An 18,275-nucleotide genomic window follows, 5' to 3' on the forward strand; every position below is an offset into this window, starting at 1 on the left:
TCAGCGCCGGGCGCGGCCCGCCGCGGCCACCGCCGTCGACAGCGCGACGCAGTAGACGATCGCGAGCACGAGCAGGAGGACGAGTCCGCCGGTCCAGCGGCCGGTGATCTCGTGGATGAGGCCCATGGCCGGTCCGCCAAGCGCTCCGAGGGCATAGCCGCCACCCTGGATGAGCGCCGACATCCCGGCTGCTTCCCGGTCATCGCGGGCGACGGCGACCAGCGCCGAGAAGATCACCACGAATCCTCCCGAGTGCCCGATCGCCCCGGCGATCAGCCACACCCACAGCAGGTCGGGCGCGAGGAGCATCCCGCCGGTGACGAGGATCCAGCACACGCAGATCACCATCGGGGCCACCGCGCGTGGGGCGTAGCGCGCGAGGAGCGGCACGAGGAACGCCCCGGCGACCCCCACCCCCTGATAGACGGAGGCGAGAGCGCCTGCCGCGGTGGCGCCGAGGCCGAGGGTGTCGGCGGCGAGCGTGGGCAGCCAGGTCGTCAACGCGTAGTAGATGGTGCACTGGGCGGCGAAGGAAGCCAGGAGGAGCCAGGTGACGGGGCGACGGGCGAAAGAGCGCTCTCGCCGCGCGACGACGACCGGGAGCGGCCCCGTGAGGCGGGCCACCTCCCCGCCACCTCCGCCGGATGCGACCGCAGTGGCCGTCGCCGGCCCCGAGAACCGGTCCCCGGATCGTCGGGCTCGCCGGAGATGCACGCCCCACAGCGCGATGCCCGCCACGGTCAGCATCCCCCAGGCCAGCAGAGCCGCCGGCCACCCGATGAGCGCGGCCAGCGGGGCGGTGGCAAGGGAGGTCAGGAGCGATCCGACGTTCAGCATCGCCACGTAGGCCGCGGTCACCACGGCGACCCTCGGCCCCGGGACATCCCGTCGGATGATCACCGGAATGACTACATTGCCAATCGTCACGGCCGCTCCGATGACGAGCATCCCCGCGAGCATCCACTCGAATCCGGGAACCGTGCGGATGAGCGTGCCGCACAGGACGCCCGTGAGCGAGATCAGCAGCGCGATCTCGGCGCCCGCCCGGCGGATGACCAGCGCCGCCACCGGAGTGAGGAGGGCGAACATCAGCACCGGCGCGGTGGTGATCAGTCCCGCCGCGGCGGAGCCGATTCCGAGGTCGCTCTCGATCTCACGGAGCACGGGCGTGGGCGCGACGATCGGCCCGCGCAGACTGATCGCGGCGACGAGGATGCCGACCACGACCAGGGCGATACCCGTTCCGGGGACGAACGGTCGATTGCCGGCGGTCACGCGCCGAGTCTAGGCGGCGGTCCGGATCACGCCCCGCCGGGCCGTCGCCCCGCGGTCCACTCCCGCAGGCGCGGAAGTGACCACGTCGTCACGATCCGGTCGGCGGGGATCCCCGCGTCCTCCGCCCTGCGCGCTCCGTGGTCCAGGAGCGAGAGCTGACCCGGCGCGTGGGCGTCCGAGTCGATCGAGAACAGGCAGCCCGCGGCGAGGGCGGTCGCGATCAGCTCCTCCGGCGGATCCTGTCGCTCGGGCCGGGAGTTGATCTCCACGGCGACGCCGTGGGCCGCGCACGCGTCGAAGACCGCCGCCGCGTCGAACACCGACGGAGGGCGCGTGCCGCGGGCACCCTCCACCAACCGCCCGGTGACGTGCCCGAGCACGTCGACCCGACCTCCGGCGACGGCGGCGACCATCCGCCTCGTCATCGCCTCCGCGTCCATCCGCAGCTTCGAATGCACCGATGCCACCACGACGTCCAACTGAGCGAGCAGCTCGGCATCCTGGTCCAGGTCGCCGTCGTCGAGGATGTCGACCTCGATCCCCCACAGCATGGTGAAGGTGTCCGTCCCGAGGCCGCGGACGACATCGCGCTGGGCGCGCAGCCGATCCGCGCTGAGACCGTGGGCCACGCGCAGTCGCGGAGAGTGATCGGTGAGCGCGAGGTACTCGTGTCCGAGCGCCCGCGCCCCCTCGGCCATGAGCGCCGGGGAGGTGAGTCCGTCCGACCAGTCGCTGTGGGCGTGCAGGTCCCCGCGGAGGAGCCCGCGCACCCGGGAGTCCTGCTCGACGCCGGCACGCGTGCGGAGATCCGCGAGATAGTCCGGCACCACTCCCGCGCGCGCTTGGACGATCACCGCGAGGGTCGACTCCCCGATCCCCTTCGTGCGCCGCAGAACCGCCACGTCGTCCAGCTGCGCCTCGGTCAGGCCGGCGACGGCATCCGCCGCCACCCGGAACGCGCGCGACTTGTACCGGGACGATCGCTCGCGTTCGAGCAGACCCGCGATCTCGCTCAGTGCCGCGTGCGGGTCCATGGTGTCCGCCCGGTCAGCCTGCGAGGTCGCGCGTGGTGTCGACCCAGCGCTGGAGGGTGGACGCCGCCGCGCCGGAGTCGATCGCGGACGCGGCGTCGTCGCGCGCCTCCGCGAGCCGCTCGAGGATCGGACGCTGCACCTGCCCGGCGTCGCGGAACAGTCGGTAGGCCACAAGTCCCGCCGCGGCGTTCAGCAGCACGATGTCGCGGACGGCACCGCTCTCGCCCTGGAACGTGCGGTGGACCACCGCCGCGTTGTGCGCAGGGTCGCCACCGAGGAGATCGGAGATGTCGGCGAGCGGGATGCCGAGATCGCGCGGATCCAGATCATGCTCGTGGATGTCGCCGCGGCTCACCTCCCACAGCCGGCTGTGACCGGTGGTCGTCAGCTCGTCGAGTCCGTCATCGCCTCGGAAGACGAGTGCCGTCGCACCGCGGGTGCGGAAGACACCGGTGATGAGGGGCACACGATCGAGATGGGCGACACCGACCGCGTTCGCCTCGGCCCGGGCGGGGTTGCACAGCGGCCCGAGGAAGTTGAACACCGTCGGGACCCCGAGCTCCTTCCGGGTGGTTGCGGCGTGACGGAAGCCGGGATGGAAGGCTGCGGCGAAGGCGAAGGTGATCCCGGCCCGGGGCAGGACTTCGGCGACGGCCTCCGGGGAGAGACTCAGATCCACGCCGAGGGCGCCGAGGACGTCGGACGATCCTGAGGAGGAGCTGGCGGCGCGATTGCCGTGTTTGACGACGGGGACGCCGGTGGCCGCGGCCACCAGCGCGGCCATCGTCGAGACGTTGACCGTTCCGAAGCGATCCCCGCCGGTCCCGACGATGTCGAGCACCCCCGGGTCGACCGGGAGCGGGAGAGCCGACTCCAGGATGGCGTCGCGGAACCCGACGATCTCGTCGACCGTCTCCCCCTTCGCGCGCAACGCGATCAGGAACGCGGCGAGCTGAGACGGTGTGGCCGTGCCGCGCATGATGCCGCGCATCGCCCAGGTCGACTCCGAGACGCTCAGATCGCGCCGGTCGAGAAGGGTGGTCAGGACATCCGGCCAGGTGTACAGCTCCGCCATTCCACCGAGCCTACTGGCGACGGCGAATCGAGATCGATCCGTGACCCGGATGCCGCTCCCCGGTGTTCAGCGCTCTCGTCGGGGGTTCTCAGCCGATTCCCGGCCCACGCGAAGGCCCGTCCGAGGTGCATGCCGGGCGAAAGTATCTCCGTCGGTGCGATCCAGCGGGCCGGGTATCGGCCATAATGGTGAGCGTGACGACCTCCACTGCGACCTACTCCCAGGCCATGCGGTCCGTCAAGCGGCCGGATCCGGTCGCCGTCGGAACCATCGTGTGGCTCGGCAGCGAGGTGATGTTCTTCGCGGGTCTCTTCGCGATTTACTTCACCCTGCGCAGCACCTCGCCCGAGCTCTGGGCCCAGGAAAGCGCGCTGCTGAATGTCCCTTTCGCGACCGTGAACACGATCATCCTGGTGATGTCCTCCGTGACGTGCCAGATGGGCGTCTTCGCCGCTGAGCGCTTCCAGCCGTACTCGACGAAGAAGCGCGGCATCCTCGGCTGGGGAATGGTGGAGTGGTTCTGGCTGACCTTCGCGCTCGGCGCCATCTTCGTCTCCGGCCAGGTCTGGGAGTACGCGCAGCTCGTCGCCGAGGGCGTCGCGATCGACACCAACGCGTACGCGTCGGCCTTCTACCTGACGACCGGATTCCACGCCCTGCACGTCACCGGCGGTCTGGTCGCCTTCCTCCTCGTGATCGGTCGCGCCTACGCGGTGAAGAACTTCGGCCGCAAGGAGATGACCTCCTCGATCGTCGTCTCGTACTACTGGCACTTCGTCGACGTGGTGTGGATCGCTCTGTTCCTCGTCATCTACTTCCTGAAATAGGAGCTGATTCCCGACATGGCACGCACCACACAGCGCCGAAATCACGGACGTCGCAGCCCCTGGGCAGCCGCCGCGCTGATCGGCATCGGCCTGCTCATCACGGGCGGGGCCTACGCGGGGGCATCCGCCGCGATGGCGTCGACGACCGAGCCGACGATCAACTCCGCGCTGACCATCGACGACGGCAAGAAGCTCTTCCAGGCGAACTGCGCCACCTGCCACGGACTCGACCTGCAGGGAAGCCTCGAGGGCCCCGCGCTCTACGGCGTCGGCGAGCTCTCCGTGCACTTCCAGATGAGCACCGGTCGCATGCCGCTGCAGATGCAGGGTCCCCAGGCTCCGCAGAAGCCGGTCCAGTTCACGGACGACCAGATCGCCGCCATCGGCGCGTACATCCAGTCGACCTCCCCCGGGCCGTCGTTCCCCGCGGACGCCGTGCTCGACGGCGAGGGTGACGTCGCCAACGGCGGTGAGCTGTTCCGCATCAACTGCGCGATGTGCCACAACGTCGCCGGCGCCGGTGGCGCGCTGACCGAGGGCAAGTACGCCCCGGCGCTGCACACCACGACGCCGCTGAACATGTACGCCGCGATGGTGACCGGCCCGCAGAACATGCCGGTCTTCAACGACCTGAACCTGACGCTCGAGGAGAAGCGGGACATCATCTCGTACCTCCTCTACCTGCAGGAGAACGAGTCCGCCGGTGGATTCTCGCTCGGCTCCCTCGGTCCCGTGTCGGAGGGCCTGTTCATCTGGATCTTCGGGATCGGATCTCTGATCGCGATCACCGTGTGGATCACGGCGAAATCCAACTGACCGAATCATGAACACCAGCACGAACGAGGAGCAGCATGGCACACGAGGTTGACGCCCTCGAGCACGAGAGGGAGAGCTGGAAGCCCTCGTCGGGGCTCGCCGTCGTCGTCAGCGACCCGGTGCGCAACCCGGAGCTTCCTCCGCACCGCGAGCGGATGACGGACAAGGACCCGGCGGCGATGACGCGCGCGGTCCGCACCATCTACACGCTGTTCTACCTCTCGGTGGCCGGGAGTATCTGGGCGATCGCCGCCTACATGCTCTTCCCCATCGAGAGCGGTCAGATCGTCGACATCCGGGCGAACAACCTGTTCATCGGTCTCGGAATCGCCCTGGCCCTCCTCGCCATCGGCATCGCGGCGATCCACTGGTCCAAGGCGGTCATGCCCGACAAGGAGCACGTCGAGGATCGGCACGCGACCCGCGGTCGGGACGAGACGCGTGCCGCCGCCATCGAGGTCTTCGAGGTCGCGAACGAGGAGTCCGGCTTCGGCCGCCGCACGATGGTGCGCAACTCGCTCATCGCGGCGCTCGTCGCTTCCGTGGCGCCCGCGGTCGTCCTCTTCCGTGGCCTTGCTCCGTTCAACACCCCGACCAACCCGATCGCGGGAAACCCGGTCGCCCTGCTCAGCCACACGATGTGGGAGCCGGGGATGCGCCTCGCGCATGACCCGACCGGTGAGCCGATCCGCGCCGCCGACGTGACCATCGGCTCGGCGGTCCACGTCATCCCGCAGCCGCTGGCCGCCCTGTCGCACGAAGACGGCTACTTGGAGGAGAAGGCGAAGGCGATCGTCCTCCTGATGCGTCTCCAGCCGGAGGATCTCATCGAGCCGGCCGACCGCGCCGACTGGTCCTACGACGGCATCGTCGCGTACTCCAAGGTCTGCACCCACGTCGGGTGCCCCGTGGCCCTGTACGAGCAGCTCACGCACCACCTGCTCTGCCCGTGCCACCAGTCCCAGTTCGACGTGACCGATCAGGCCAAGGTCATCTTCGGACCGGCTGCCCGCCCGCTGCCGCAGCTTCCCATCACCGTGGATGCCGACGGATACCTCGTCGCCCGCAGCGACTTCACCGAGCCCGTGGGCCCGAGCTTCTGGGAGCGTCATTGAGTACCGCAACCACTGATCCGCAGGGGACGCCGGCCGAGGCCGGCACCCGCGACAAGCCGCTCGGCGGCCGCTTCGTCGGCGCCGCCTCGAACTACATCGACGAGCGCACCAGCCTCTCCGGCATGGTCAAGGAGCTCGGTCGCAAGATCTTCCCCGACCACTGGTCGTTCATGCTCGGCGAGATCGCGCTGTGGAGCTTCGTCGTCGTCCTCCTGTCGGGGACGTTCCTGACGTTCTTCTTCCAGGCCTCCATGGCCGAGGTGCACTACACCGGCGCGTACGAGCCGATGCGGGGCATCGAGATGTCGGCCGCCATGGCGTCGGCGCTGGAGATTTCCTTCGACACCCGCGGCGGGCTCCTCGTCCGTCAGCTGCACCACTGGGCCGCACTGGTCTTCGTCGCCGGCATCGGCGTGCACATGCTGCGCGTGTTCTTCACCGGTGCGTTCCGCAAGCCGCGCGAGATCAACTGGGTGATCGGATTCGTCCTGTTCATCCTCGCCATGGCCGAGGGCTTCACCGGATACTCGCTTCCGGACGACGTGCTCTCCGGCAACGGCCTCCGGATCATCGACGGCATGATCAAGGGCATCCCGCTCATCGGCACGTGGACGTCGTTCCTGTTGTTCGGCGGCGAGTTCCCCGGCACCGCGATCGTCGGTCGCCTCTACGCCCTGCACATCCTGATCCTGCCGGCGATCCTCGTGGCCCTCCTCGCGGTGCACCTGATGCTGATGATCATCAACAAGCACACCCAGTTCGCCGGTCCCGGTCGCACGAACAGCAACGTCGTGGGCTACCCGATGATGCCGGTGTACATGTCGAAGATGGGCGGCTTCTTCTTCATCGTCTTCGGTGTGCTGGTGCTGATCGCGTCGCTCTTCACGATCAACCCGATCTGGAACTACGGCCCCTACGACCCCTCACCGGTGTCCGCGGGAACGCAGCCTGACTGGTACATCGGCTTCGCGGACGGTGCTCTGCGCCTCATCCCGCCGCACTGGGAGTTCGTCCTCTTCGACCGCACCTTCTCGATGAACATCCTCGTCCCGCTCGTCGGGCTCGGCGTCTTCATCGTGCTGGTGATGATCTACCCCTTCATCGAGGCGTGGGTCACGGGCGACAAGCGCGAGCACCACATCGCCCAGCGTCCGCGCAACGCCGCGACGCGTACCGCCATCGGCGCCGCCGGTGTGACCTTCTACGCCGTGCTCTGGGCTGCTGCATCCTCCGACATCATCGCCACGCACTTCTGGCTGACGATGGAGGGAGTCATCCACGGACTCCAGGCGGCCCTCATCCTGGGTCCGATCGTCGCCTACTTCGTCACGAAGCGCATCTGCATCGCGCTCCAGAAGAAGGACCGCGAGATCGCGCTCCACGGATACGAGTCCGGACGCATCGTCCGCCTCCCCGGTGGTGAGTACATCGAGGTGCACCAGCCCGTCGACGAGTACGAGCGCTGGAAGCTCATCGACTACGAGACCTACGAGCCGCTCGTCGTGCGCCCCAACGCCAAGGGAAGCATCCCCTGGCACCAGAACCTCCGGGCCGCCGTGTCTCGCTGGTTCTTCGAGGACCGCCTGACTCCGGTCACGCAGTCCGAGCTCGACGCCGCTCTGGCTCACCAGCACCACGAGCTCGAGCACATCGCCGAGGAAGAGGATCGCGAACTGCAGGCCGCCCACGAGCGCGCGGGAGTCCCGGATGCACCGCACGTCCCCATCGACGACGGTCACCAGTCCGAGACCGCTGTGCGTCCTTCCAACGTCATCATCCCGGAGGATGACGGCAAGAAGTCCTGACGGACGACGAACATGAGAGCGGCCCCTCTTCCGAGAGGGGCCGCTCTCATGTTCGGTTGCGCGGCGGTACGCCCGTCGTCAGGGTGGCAGTCTTCCTCCGCTCCGTGGCAGGCGCGGAGGCATGGGCCGAGGCCCCTACATCGCTACGGTGAAGCCATGCCCTCATCAGATGACGCGATCGCCTACTTCCACCGCCGACTCCAGCACGAGACCGATCCCGCGGACGTCTATGCGGCGCAGCGCGCCGGAGAACGCTTCACCCTGGTCGATGTCCGCGACGCGGCGGCGTGGGCGCAGGGACGCGTCCAGGGCGCCGTGCACATCCCCCACGCCGATCTCCCCTCTCGGGCCCCGAAGGAACTGGACGCCACGGTGCCCGTGGTGGTCTATTGCTGGAGTCCCGGCTGCAACGGGGGCGTGCGGGGTGCCCTCGTCCTCTCCTCTCTCGGCTACGACGTCAAGGAGATGATCGGCGGCTTCGAGTACTGGGCGCGCGAGGGACTCCCCACCGTCACCGACGATGGTCCTCTCCCCCGCACCTTCGACCCTCTCGTCACCGTCGTCCGGCGCTGAGCCAGCCGGGCGCGCGGCCCTGAGACAGCGCAGAGCACGACGAATGCCCCCACCGGAGTGGGGGCCCTCGTCGTCTACTCGGTACTCAGCGGGCGAAGTACCCGCGGTAGTACTCGTACACCCAGCCGACGATGGCGACGAGGAAGATCGCGACACCGATCGGGAACATCCAGACCCCGACCGCGAGACCGAGGATCGCGACACCGGCGGACGCCGCGAGGACGATGGGCCACCAGGACCAGGGGCTGAACTCGCCGAGCTCCGGGTCACCGTCGTCGATGTCGGCGGTCAGGGTGTCCTCGGGGAGCTCACCGCCCTGTGCTTTGTGGACCTTGCCGATGTAGAAGGCGATCAGCGCCGCCATGAAAGCCAGGAAGACCAACGCCACGCTGCCCACCCACTCGACGGAGTTGGTGAAGATCGTCCAGTTGTTCGCGCCGGGGTTGGCGGCGGCCTGCGCCGGCCAGTGGGCGATGAGGTTCCAGCCGATGTAGATGGCGGCGACGACGGCCGAGAAGACGGTCAGCAGCCACCACAGACCGGTATTGGTGCGCACTTACTTGACCTTTCCTTCGGCGACGTCCACCACGGGAGCCTCGGGCGCGTCCTTCGCCGGCCCCACACCGACCGGGATACCCGCCTCGGGGTGGTTCAGGTCGAACGCGGGACGCTCGCTGCGGATGCGGGGAATCGAGGTGAAGTTGTGACGGGGAGGCGGGCAGGACGTCGCCCATTCGAGCGACGCACCGTAGCCCCACGGGTCGTTCACCGTCACGCGCGGGGCCTTGCGTGCCGTGATCCAGACGTTGAACAGGAACGGGATCATCGAGGCCGCCAGGACGATCGAGCCGATCGTCGACAGCTGGTTCTGCCACGTCCAGTTGTCGAAGCTCGAGTAGTCCGCGTATCGGCGGGGCATACCGTCGACACCGAGCCAGTGCTGGACAAGGAATGTCATGTGGAAGCCGATGAACAGGAGCCAGAAGTGGACCATGCCCAGACGCTCGTTGAGCATCTTGCCCGTCCACTTCGGCCACCAGAAGTAGAACCCGGCGAACATCGCGAAGACGACCGTGCCGAAGACCACGTAGTGGAAGTGCGCCACGACGAAGTACGAGTCCGAGAGGTGGAAGTCCAGCGGCGGCGACGCCAGGATCACGCCGGTGAGACCACCGAAGACGAAGGAGATGAGGAAGCCGAGGGAGAAGACCATGGGGGTCTCGAAGGTGACGGATCCCCGCCACATCGTTCCGATCCAGTTGAAGATCTTCACACCCGTCGGAACCGCGATGAGCATCGTCATCAGTGAGAAGAACGGCAACAGGACCGCCCCCGTCACGTACATGTGGTGCGCCCAGACCGCGACAGAGAGCGCGGCGATCGCGATGGTCGCGTAGACGAGCGTCTTGTACCCGAAGATCGGCTTCCGGCTGAACACCGGGAAGATCTCGGAGACGATGCCGAAGAACGGCAACGCGATGATGTACACCTCTGGGTGCCCGAAGAACCAGAAGAGGTGCTGCCAGAGCAGGACCCCGCCGTTCTGCGGGTCGTAGATGTGCGCACCCAGCACACGGTCCGCCGCTGCGGCGAAGATCGCGGCCGCGAGGATCGGGAACGCCATCAGGATCAGGATGCTCGTGACGAGCGTGTTCCAGGTGAAGATCGGCATCCGCCACATCGTCATGCCGGGGGCGCGCATCGTGATGATCGTGGTGATGAAGTTGACGGCACCGAGAATCGTTCCGAAACCGCTCATACCCAGACCGAGCATCCAGAGGTTCCCGCCGACGCCTGGCGAGAAGCTCGCGTTCGCCAGTGGTTGATAGGCGAACCATCCGAACGCCGCAGCGCCCTGGGGGGTGAGGAATCCGGCGACCGCGATGGTCGACCCGAAGAGGAAGAGCCAGAAGGCGAAGGCGTTCAATCGGGGGAACGCGACGTCCGGCGCGCCGATCTGCAGCGGAAGCAGCGCATTGGCGAACCCGGCGAACAGCGGTGTCGCGAACATCAGCAGCATGATCGTGCCGTGCATCGTGAACAGCTGGTTGTACTGGTCCTTGGTCGGGATGATCTGCATCCCGGGCTCGAACAGTTCGGCACGGATGATGAGCGCCATCACTCCGCCGAGCAGGAAGAACGTGAAGGACGAGATCAGGTACATGTACCCGATGGTCTTGTGGTCAGTGGAGGTGATCCACTTGACGATGATGTTCCCCTTCTGCTCCGTGCGGTTGCGGCTCAGCAGAGCCGCCTGGCGCGGAGGGAGGGTGGTGGGCCTGCTGGAGCCCGATTCCTGGAGCGGAAGCGTCGTCGCCATGGTCAGTCCTGTCCCTCGGGAGCGGAACCGCCCGTGCCGGGCAGGTTCTGAAGTCGGTCGTACGCGTCGTTGATGTCGCCGGTCTGACCCGCCGCACGCAGGGACGCGAGGTAGCTGTCGTACTCGGACTGGCTGACGACCTCGACGTTGAAGAGCATCATCGAGTGGTACTCGCCGCAGAGTTCGGCGCACTTCCCGGCGTACGTGCCCTCACGGGTCGGCGTGAAGGACCAGTAGTTGTCCTTGCCGATGTACATGTCCTTCTTGTACAGGAAGTCGATGATCCAGAAGGAGTGGATCACGTCGCGCGACTGCAGCTTGATCTTCACCGTCTGGTCGACGGGGAGGTACAGGGTCGGCAGCTCGGAGACGATGTCGCCGCGGGCGTCGGTCTGCGCCTGGACTCCCATGCTCCACACCGTGTCCGACTCGGACTCACCGTCGTACTGGAAGTCCCAGGCCCACTGCTTGCCGATCGCGGTGATCGAGACGTCGGGGTCCTCGGTCTGGGTCTCGAGGATCGCCTGGTCACGCGCGGTGAAGGCGAAGAACCCGATCACGAGGATGAGCGGCACGATCGTGTAGAAGATCTCGATCGGCATGTTGTAGCGCAGCTGCACGGGCAGGCCGACCTGTCCGCGGCGCCGGCGGTATGCGATCACGGCCCAGCCCATCAGGCCCCAGGTGATGAACCCGACGGCCAGGAGCACGATCCAGGAGTTCACCCACAGACCCGACACCATCTCGGTGTGGTTCGTGGCCGGGGTGCCTTCCTCGACGAAGCCGGGGAGGAAGCCGTTGAGCTCCGTCGGGGTGCAACCGGCGAGGACTGCTGCCGCTGCGATCCCGACGGGGAGAACGGCCCAGCGGATTCGACGTTTCGGGGGCACGATGCACCTTTCCGGGTCGCGGATATTTCATCCGCCAGTCTAGGGCAAGCGCCCAGGGTATTCAGGCCATCTGCCCAGGTTCCGCGGGGGTCGGGACACGGGTACCGGGTCCGGCATCCTTTCGGAGCCCCTTCGAAACGCCGGGATTCCGGCCGGATGGGTCAGTGGAAGCTGTCGCCGCAGGCGCAGCTGCCGGCAGCGTTGGGGTTGTCGATCGTGAAGCCCTGCTCCGAGATCGTGTCCTTGAAGTCGATCGTCGCGCCGTCGAGGTACGGGACGCTCATGTCGTCGATGATGACCTCGACGCCGTCGAAGTCGACGGTCTTGTCTCCGTCGAGGTAACGCTCGTCGAAGTACAGCTGGTAGATGAGACCGCTGCAGCCGCCGGGCTGGACGGCGACGCGCAGACGGAGGTCGTCACGCCCCTCCTGCTCCAGCAGCGTCTTCACCTTGAGCGCGGCGGCGTCGGTCAACAGGACGCCGTGTTCGCGGGCGGTCTGATCGGTGGTCAGCGCGGTGTCGGTCATGGCACTCCTCGTCGAAGCCGCCGTTCATGGCGGATGCGATCGATTCTACGCGTCCCGATTCCGTCCGGGGGTCGCCGGGCGGGCGACGTCGCGATCAGTCCGCGACACGCCGGTCGAGACGTTCCAGCAGCAGCGCTTCGGAGAGCACCGCGTTGCGGAACGTCTCCAGGTGGAGCGACTCGTTCGGACTGTGCGCGCGGGAGTGCGGGTCCTCCACTCCCGTCACGAGGATCTGCGCCGACGGGAACTCCCTCACCAGATCCGCGATGAAGGGGATCGAACCGCCGACCCCGATGTCGACCGGGTCCACGCCGTATCCGCGCGCGAGCGCGTCCCGCGCATCGGCGACCGCCCATCCCCCGGTGTCCACCAGGAACGCGTCGCCGAAATCGGCATCCGTGAACTCCAGCTCGGCTCCCCACGGAGCCCGCTCGCGCAGGTGCCGCTCGATGGCCGCGTACGCCTCCCGCGCCGGCTGGCCGGGGGCCACTCGTGCGCTGATGACGAAGGACACCTCGGGGGTGAGGGTGTTGGACGCGTTGGCGAGGCTGGGAGCGTCCGTCCCGGTGATCGTGATCGAGGGCTGGTTCCAGATGCGCGAGAGGATGCTCCCCCGCCCGACCGGCTGGACGCCCGCCGGGAGTCCCGCCTCGTCCCGCAACGTCTCCTCCGAGTACGGGGGCGTCTGGGCATCCCGCGCGCGGAGGCCCTCGACGGCGACGGCACCGTCGCCGTCCCACAGGGTCGAGAGCAGCGTCACGCCCGCCATCATCGCGTCAGGCACAGCTCCCCCGAACATGCCGGAGTGGGATGCGTGCTCCAACGTGCGCACCTTGAGGGTGAACCGCGTGTTGCCGCGCAACGACACCGTGAGCGCCGGGGTCCGCGCATCCCAGTTGCCCGAGTCCGCCACCACGATGACGTCAGCCCGGAGGATGTCGGCGTTCTCGGCGAGGAAGGCGGCGAAGGAGCGGGACCCGGCCTCCTCCTCGCCCTCGAAGAAGAGGGCCACACCGAGATCCGGGTCCTCCGACACCTGCGCAAGCGCTCGGAGCGCCGCGATGTGGGCCATGATGCCCGCCTTGTCGTCCGCCGCACCGCGCCCGTAGAGACGCCCGTCCCGCACGGTGGGCTCGAAGGGCGGCGATTCCCAGAGTGCGTCGTCGCCGACGGGCTGCACGTCGTGGTGGGCGTAGAGGAGGATCGTGGGGCGACCGTTCTTCGCGGCGCGGCGGGCCACGACGGCGGGCGCTCCGACCTCGTCCGAGTCGGGGACGGCGGCGCGACGGATCTCCACCGTGTCGAACAGGCCGACCGCGCGCGCGAGCTCCGCGACCGCCTCCGCGCTCCGCTCCAGCTGAGCGGGATCGAACCCCGGGAAGGCGACGGAGGGGATGCGCACGAGAGCGCCGAGATCCGCCAGAGCGGAGGGGATGCCGGAGTCGACTGCCTCGTGGACAGCGGACTCCCGGGTGTGTTCGGAGACCATGCGGGTAATCTTAAGCGCACCCCTGACCGCTTCCCCGAGGATGATCGTGGCCAAGACACCCGCTGCCCCTGCACCGAACGACGCGACGAGCGGCGAGACCGGCGACTCCGTCTCGGGAAAGGGCCGCCCCACGCCCACCCGCGCTGAGCGCGAAGCGGCCCGCAAGCGTCCGCTCGTCGCCGACACGAAAGAAGCGAAGGCCCGTGCGCGCGCCGAGCTCCAGGCCCAGCGGGAGAAGGCCCGTCAGGGCATGGCGAACGGCGACCCGCGCTACCTCCCCGCCCGTGACCAGGGGCCGCAGCGGAAGTTCGTCCGCGACTTCGTCGACGGTGGCTGGCACCTCGGCGAGGCCGTCATGCCCGCGATGATCGTCGTGATCCTCGCCACCTTCATTCCGGTGCCGGCCGTGCAGTTCTACTCCTTCGTCGGGCTCTGGATCTTCATCCTCTTCGTCATCGGAGACATGATCATCACGTCGATCCGCGCCAAGGCGGGCGTCAAGGAGCGCTTCGGCGCCGATCGGATGGAGAAGGGCCTCGGCTGGTACGCCGCCATGCGGACCATCCAGATGCGCTTCCTCCGCCTGCCGAAGCCGCAGGTCAAGCGCGGCCGGAAGCCCTGAGCCGGGCGAGACCCCGGTTGATCTGCCGGGCCCACAGGGGGCCTCGGTAGAGGAACGCGGTGTAGCCCTGGACGAGGTCTGCTCCCGCATCCAGTCGCTCCTGCACGTCCTCGGCGGTGTCGACACCGCCCACGGAGACCACACAGAACCCGGCGGGGACGTTCTGCCTCACCAGGCGCAGAACCTCGAGGGAGCGCGCGCGCAGCGGCGCGCCGCTGAGTCCTCCCGCACCCGCCGCCGACACGACGTCCTCGGCCGTGCGCAGTCCCTCCCGGGAGAGCGTCGTGTTCGTCGCGATCAGCCCCGCGAGGCCCAGATCGACGGCCAGGCGCGCCACCGCGACGACCTCGTCGTCGGGGAGATCGGGAGCGATCTTCACCAGCAGCGGTGTGGTGCCCGCCGTGTCACGCACGGCCTCGAGCAGCGGACGCAGCGTCTCCACCGCTTGGAGGCCACGAAGGCCCGGCGTATTCGGCGAGGAGACGTTGACGACGAGATAGTCGGCGAGGGGTGCGAGCAGTGACGCGCTCCGGACGTAGTCGTCCGTGGCCGCGTCGACGTCCACCACACGGCTCTTGCCGATGTTCACACCCAGCACAGGACGACGACGACGTCGACGGAGGCGCTCCAGACGCGCGGCGGCCGCCTCCGCCCCGCCGTTGTTGAAGCCCATCCGGTTGATCACGGCGCGATCCGGCACGAGACGGAACAGTCGAGGCCGCGGGTTGCCCTCCTGCGGCACCGCGGTGATGGTCCCCACCTCGACGTGTCCGAAGCCGAGCGCATGGAGCCCCGGGGCACCGATGACGTCCTTGTCGAACCCGGCGGCGACGCCGAAGGGCGAGGCGAACCGCAGGCCGAGGGCCGTCGTGGCCAGCTCCGGCGCGGGCGCGGTCAGTCCGCGCACGATCCATGCGAACGGCGGGATCCCGAGGACGCGGATCACCGTCATCGCACCGTGGTGCGCGGTCTCCGGGTCGATGCGGCTGAGAACGGTCCGGAAGAAGAAGGGATACATCCGCTCCAGAGTATCGCCGGGTGCGACTACTCCCGATCGTCCGTGACGTCGGGATCCTGCGCGCCCCGGGCATGGTCGATCCGCAGCTGCTCGATCGCGGCTTCGAAGTCGTCCAGCGAATCGAAGGCCTGGTAGACGCTCGCGAACCGAAGGTACGCGACCTCGTCGAGGTCGCGGAGGGGTCCCAGGATGGCGAGCCCGATCTCGTTCGCATCGATCTGCGACGCGCCGGTCTGGCGGACCGTCTCTTCGACCCGCTGCGCCAGGAGCGCGAGGTCCGCCTCGGTCACGGGGCGCCCCTGACAAGCTTTGCGCACCCCCGACATCACCTTCTCACGACTGAAGGGCTCGATCACCCCGGAACGCTTGATGATGTTGAGGCTGGCCGTCTCGACCGTCGTGAACCGTCCTCCGCACTGCGGACACTGACGACGGCGACGGATGCTGAGGCCGTCGTCACTGGTCCGGGAATCGATGACGCGCGAGTCCGGGTGGCGGCAGAACGGGCAGTGCATGACACCCGAGCCTACGTCGTCGCCTGCGCGTCGCCCTCGAAACGCGCGGTGACCGCTTCCCCGTGCGCCGGCAGGGCTTCTGCGTCCGCCAAGGTCACGATCGCCCCGTGGACGGCCCGAAGCGCCTCCCGGTCGTATTCTACGACCTGCTGCGGGCGGAGGAACGTCGCCGCCGAGAGCCCGGGCGCGTATCGGGCCTGTCCCCCGGTCGGGAGCACGTGGTTGCTTCCGGCGAGGTAGTCGCCGAGACTCACCGGCGTGTGTGCGCCGACGAAGACGGCGCCCGCGTGCACGAAATCCTCCGGACGGGGGTCGTTGAGGTGCAGTTCGAGGTGCTCGGGGGCGTAGGCATTGCTGAATGCCGTCGCCGTCTCGCGATCGTCGACCAGGACGATCGCCGACTGCTCGCCGCGGAGCGCCTCCGCCACACGAGCGGAGTGCCGCGTGCGCGGCACGCGATCAGTCACCTCCCGGGCGACCGCGTCGGCGAGATCCGTCGACGTCGTCACGAGGACGGCCGAGGCCTGTTCGTCGTGTTCGGCCTGGGAGATGAGGTCGGCCGCGATCAGCCGAGGGTCGGCATCCGCGTCGGCGACGATGAGGATCTCGGTCGCCCCCGCTTCCGAGTCGGTTCCGACGCGACCCGCCACCGCGCGCTTCGCCGACGCGACGAAGTTGTTGCCCGGGCCGGTGACGACGTCCACGGGCGCGAGTCCCAGCGACGGAACGCCGTAGGCGAAGGCGCCGATCGCGCCGGCACCGCCCATCGCGTACACCTCGTCCACGCCCAGCAGACGCGCGGCGGCGAGGATGACGGGGTGCACCCGGCCGCCGTGCGTGCTCTGGGGCGGGGATGCGAGAGCGATCTCCTGCACACCGGCCACTTGGGCGGGGATCACGTTCATGACCACGCTCGAGGGGTACACGGCCTTCCCGCCCGGAACGTAGAGTCCCACGCGGCGGACGGGTTGCCACCGCTGGTGAACGCGTGCGCCCGGCGCGATGTCCGTGGTCACCGGCGTGGGGACCTGCGCCGCGGAACCCCGGCGGACCCGCCCGGCCGCCTCCTCCAGGGCAGCGCGAACCGCCGGATCGAGGTTCGCCAGCGCTTCGTCGAAGTGGGAGGCGGGCACCAGGATGGCGTGGTCGCTCACTCCGTCGAAGCGGGCGGCCTGCTCGCGGAGCGCCGTCTCCCCTCGTTCGGCGACGTCATGGACGACAGCCGTGGCGACAGCGAGGGCTTCCTCACGTGCCACGGTGGCGCGCGGAACGAGCGCCGTCAGGTCGGCAGGCGAAAGGGCGCGCCCGCGCAGATCGATGGTGCGAAGCATCCTTCTACGCTAGCGCGCCCATTCGGCTCGGGCCGCGCGCGGGGATCAGCCGCGGGTCACGTCCGATACGTCATGCAGGTAGCCGACCCGCCCGTCCTCGTGCCGGATCACGAAGACCTCGCCCCGGTCCTCGATCACCAGCGCCCACGCGGTGGGGCCGATGCGGAACAGCGGGATGCCGATCTCGTCGACGACGTCCCGCTCCTCCGGCGCCAGTGCCCAGAAGGCCTGGTTGCTGACGGGGGTGCCCGTCGCGGTGTCGGTGTCCTCGACGTCGTCCTCGAGGGGCTCGGCGACAGGCTCCTCCTCGATCGTGTCCACGACGGTGACGGGCTCGTAGGTGTCGCGGGTCTGGACGGGCTCCCACACGGCGGTCTGGGAGAAGTCGGCGTCGGTGCGCGCATCGGTCTCATCTGCGGTGACCGCGGGAGCCTCGTCGATCTCGGTCGCGACCGCGGGCTCCGGGCGCACCGGGGCCGGTCGGGGCGAGACGGGACGGATGGGTCGGGCGTTGCGGTGCGCGGGGATCTCGCGGCGACCGCGGAAGTCCTCGCTCAACGGCGGGATGAGCGGCGCGAAGACCGTGAGGACGACACCGGCGAGCATCAGGACGGCCATGATCCAGGTGACCCAGTTGCGCACCCACGGGCCGCCGTCGATCGCGATCGCGACCGTCTCCCACAGGAGCTGGATCCACAGCACGGTCGCGACGGAGAACGCCACCGAGGCGAACTGGTCGATGCCGAGCGAGCCGACACGACGGATCCCCTGCGGCGAGAGCCGGCGCAGGGCGATCAGGAACACCGCCACGGTCGGAACCCCGATGGTCAGCACCCACAGCAGACCCGAGGTCCAGACCGAATTGAACCCCACCGTCGTGATCGACACGAAGGACAGGATGAAGGCCACCAGCCAGACGGCCCCGATCGCGACCTCGCGGATGGAGAAGGGACCGACACCGTACTGCGGGTCCTCGGTCGTGCTCGCGGTCACGTCCTCCGACTCGGTGGTCGTGAGATCCCTCTGTTCGTCCGTCACGGTGT

At 68.6% G+C, this 18,275-nt stretch carries 18 protein-coding genes; 6 read left to right on the plus strand and 12 right to left on the minus strand.

Features of this window, described 5'->3' with window-relative positions:
- From LTL01_RS10475 to trpD, 3 genes are read right to left on the minus strand one after another with little or no spacing between them, the layout of a single operon-like run.
- A complete protein-coding gene (locus LTL01_RS10475) occupies nt 1–1,275 on the minus strand; it encodes an MFS transporter (RefSeq protein ID WP_236968516.1) in 1,275 nt (424 codons plus the stop codon).
- 26 nt (nt 1,276–1,301) lie between these two features.
- A complete protein-coding gene (locus LTL01_RS10480; protein WP_236968517.1) occupies nt 1,302–2,309 on the minus strand; it encodes a PHP domain-containing protein in 1,008 nt (335 codons plus the stop codon).
- 13 nt (nt 2,310–2,322) lie between these two features.
- Nucleotides 2,323–3,384 (minus strand): anthranilate phosphoribosyltransferase, encoded by a 1,062-nt coding sequence (gene trpD / locus LTL01_RS10485; RefSeq protein ID WP_236968518.1) that lies wholly within the window; start codon nt 3,382–3,384, stop codon nt 2,323–2,325.
- 185 nt (nt 3,385–3,569) lie between these two features.
- Between trpD and ctaE the strand changes: the two genes are divergently transcribed.
- The 5 genes from ctaE (at nt 3,570) to LTL01_RS10510 (ending at nt 8,520) form a co-directional block, all read left to right on the plus strand.
- Nucleotides 3,570–4,211, plus strand: a complete 642-nt coding sequence (gene ctaE / locus LTL01_RS10490) for an aa3-type cytochrome oxidase subunit III (RefSeq protein ID WP_236968519.1) — start codon at nt 3,570–3,572, stop codon at nt 4,209–4,211.
- A gap of 15 nt (nt 4,212–4,226) precedes the next feature.
- Complete coding sequence (gene qcrC / locus LTL01_RS10495; protein WP_236968520.1) at nt 4,227–5,027, plus strand: cytochrome bc1 complex diheme cytochrome c subunit; 801 nt, start codon at nt 4,227–4,229, stop codon at nt 5,025–5,027.
- 35 nt (nt 5,028–5,062) lie between these two features.
- Nucleotides 5,063–6,142 (plus strand): cytochrome bc1 complex Rieske iron-sulfur subunit, encoded by a 1,080-nt coding sequence (gene qcrA, locus LTL01_RS10500; protein WP_236968521.1) that lies wholly within the window; start codon nt 5,063–5,065, stop codon nt 6,140–6,142.
- Nucleotides 6,139–7,947 (plus strand): cytochrome bc1 complex cytochrome b subunit, encoded by a 1,809-nt coding sequence (qcrB, locus tag LTL01_RS10505; RefSeq protein ID WP_236968522.1) that lies wholly within the window; start codon nt 6,139–6,141, stop codon nt 7,945–7,947. Before qcrA ends, qcrB begins: the two co-directional genes overlap by 4 nt.
- A 156-nt stretch (nt 7,948–8,103) precedes the next feature.
- Nucleotides 8,104–8,520 carry a rhodanese-like domain-containing protein gene (locus LTL01_RS10510; RefSeq protein WP_236968523.1) on the plus strand — a complete coding sequence of 139 codons (417 nt, stop codon included), beginning with the start codon at nt 8,104–8,106 and terminating at the stop codon, nt 8,518–8,520.
- Nucleotides 8,521–8,605: 85 nt separating this feature from the next.
- On the opposite strand, the gene LTL01_RS10515 is transcribed toward LTL01_RS10510, so the two are convergent.
- The 5 genes from LTL01_RS10515 to LTL01_RS10535 form a co-directional block, all read right to left on the minus strand.
- Nucleotides 8,606–9,076 (minus strand): cytochrome c oxidase subunit 4, encoded by a 471-nt coding sequence (locus LTL01_RS10515; RefSeq protein WP_236968524.1) that lies wholly within the window; start codon nt 9,074–9,076, stop codon nt 8,606–8,608.
- Entirely contained in the window at nt 9,077–10,840 is a 1,764-nt protein-coding gene (gene ctaD / locus LTL01_RS10520) for an aa3-type cytochrome oxidase subunit I (protein WP_236968525.1), read from the minus strand.
- A gap of 2 nt (nt 10,841–10,842) precedes the next feature.
- On the minus strand, nt 10,843–11,730 hold the full coding sequence (gene ctaC, locus LTL01_RS10525; protein ID WP_236968526.1) for an aa3-type cytochrome oxidase subunit II: 888 nt from the start codon (nt 11,728–11,730) through the stop codon (nt 10,843–10,845).
- Nucleotides 11,731–11,891: 161 nt separating this feature from the next.
- Nucleotides 11,892–12,257: an iron-sulfur cluster insertion protein ErpA gene (gene erpA, locus LTL01_RS10530; protein WP_053547292.1), complete on the minus strand. Its 366-nt coding sequence runs from the start codon at nt 12,255–12,257 to the stop codon at nt 11,892–11,894.
- 94 nt (nt 12,258–12,351) lie between these two features.
- Nucleotides 12,352–13,746 (minus strand): dipeptidase, encoded by a 1,395-nt coding sequence (locus LTL01_RS10535; protein ID WP_236968527.1) that lies wholly within the window; start codon nt 13,744–13,746, stop codon nt 12,352–12,354.
- Between the two features lie 46 nt (nt 13,747–13,792).
- Between LTL01_RS10535 and LTL01_RS10540 the strand changes: the two genes are divergently transcribed.
- On the plus strand, nt 13,793–14,368 hold the full coding sequence (locus tag LTL01_RS10540; RefSeq protein ID WP_236968528.1) for a DUF3043 domain-containing protein: 576 nt from the start codon (nt 13,793–13,795) through the stop codon (nt 14,366–14,368).
- Here LTL01_RS10540 and LTL01_RS10545 read toward each other — a convergent pair.
- Genes LTL01_RS10545 through LTL01_RS10560 form a run of 4 tightly spaced genes read right to left on the minus strand, consistent with a single transcriptional unit; the run spans nt 14,346 to nt 18,270 of the window.
- On the minus strand, nt 14,346–15,386 hold the full coding sequence (locus LTL01_RS10545) for a quinone-dependent dihydroorotate dehydrogenase (protein WP_236968529.1): 1,041 nt from the start codon (nt 15,384–15,386) through the stop codon (nt 14,346–14,348). The genes LTL01_RS10540 and LTL01_RS10545 overlap by 23 nt on opposite strands.
- A gap of 26 nt (nt 15,387–15,412) precedes the next feature.
- Nucleotides 15,413–15,901: a transcriptional regulator NrdR gene (gene nrdR, locus LTL01_RS10550; protein WP_236968530.1), complete on the minus strand. Its 489-nt coding sequence runs from the start codon at nt 15,899–15,901 to the stop codon at nt 15,413–15,415.
- A gap of 11 nt (nt 15,902–15,912) precedes the next feature.
- Nucleotides 15,913–17,232 (minus strand): histidinol dehydrogenase, encoded by a 1,320-nt coding sequence (gene hisD, locus LTL01_RS10555; protein WP_236968531.1) that lies wholly within the window; start codon nt 17,230–17,232, stop codon nt 15,913–15,915.
- Between the two features lie 45 nt (nt 17,233–17,277).
- The gene (locus LTL01_RS10560; protein WP_236968532.1) at nt 17,278–18,270 is read right to left on the minus strand and encodes a hypothetical protein; all 993 of its coding nucleotides are present in this window, start codon (nt 18,268–18,270) and stop codon (nt 17,278–17,280) included.
- Nucleotides 18,271–18,275 lie beyond the last annotated feature (5 nt).

This window comes from Microbacterium aurantiacum (assembly GCF_021654035.1).
GTDB classification, from domain to species: Bacteria; Actinomycetota; Actinomycetes; order Actinomycetales; family Microbacteriaceae; genus Microbacterium; species Microbacterium aurantiacum.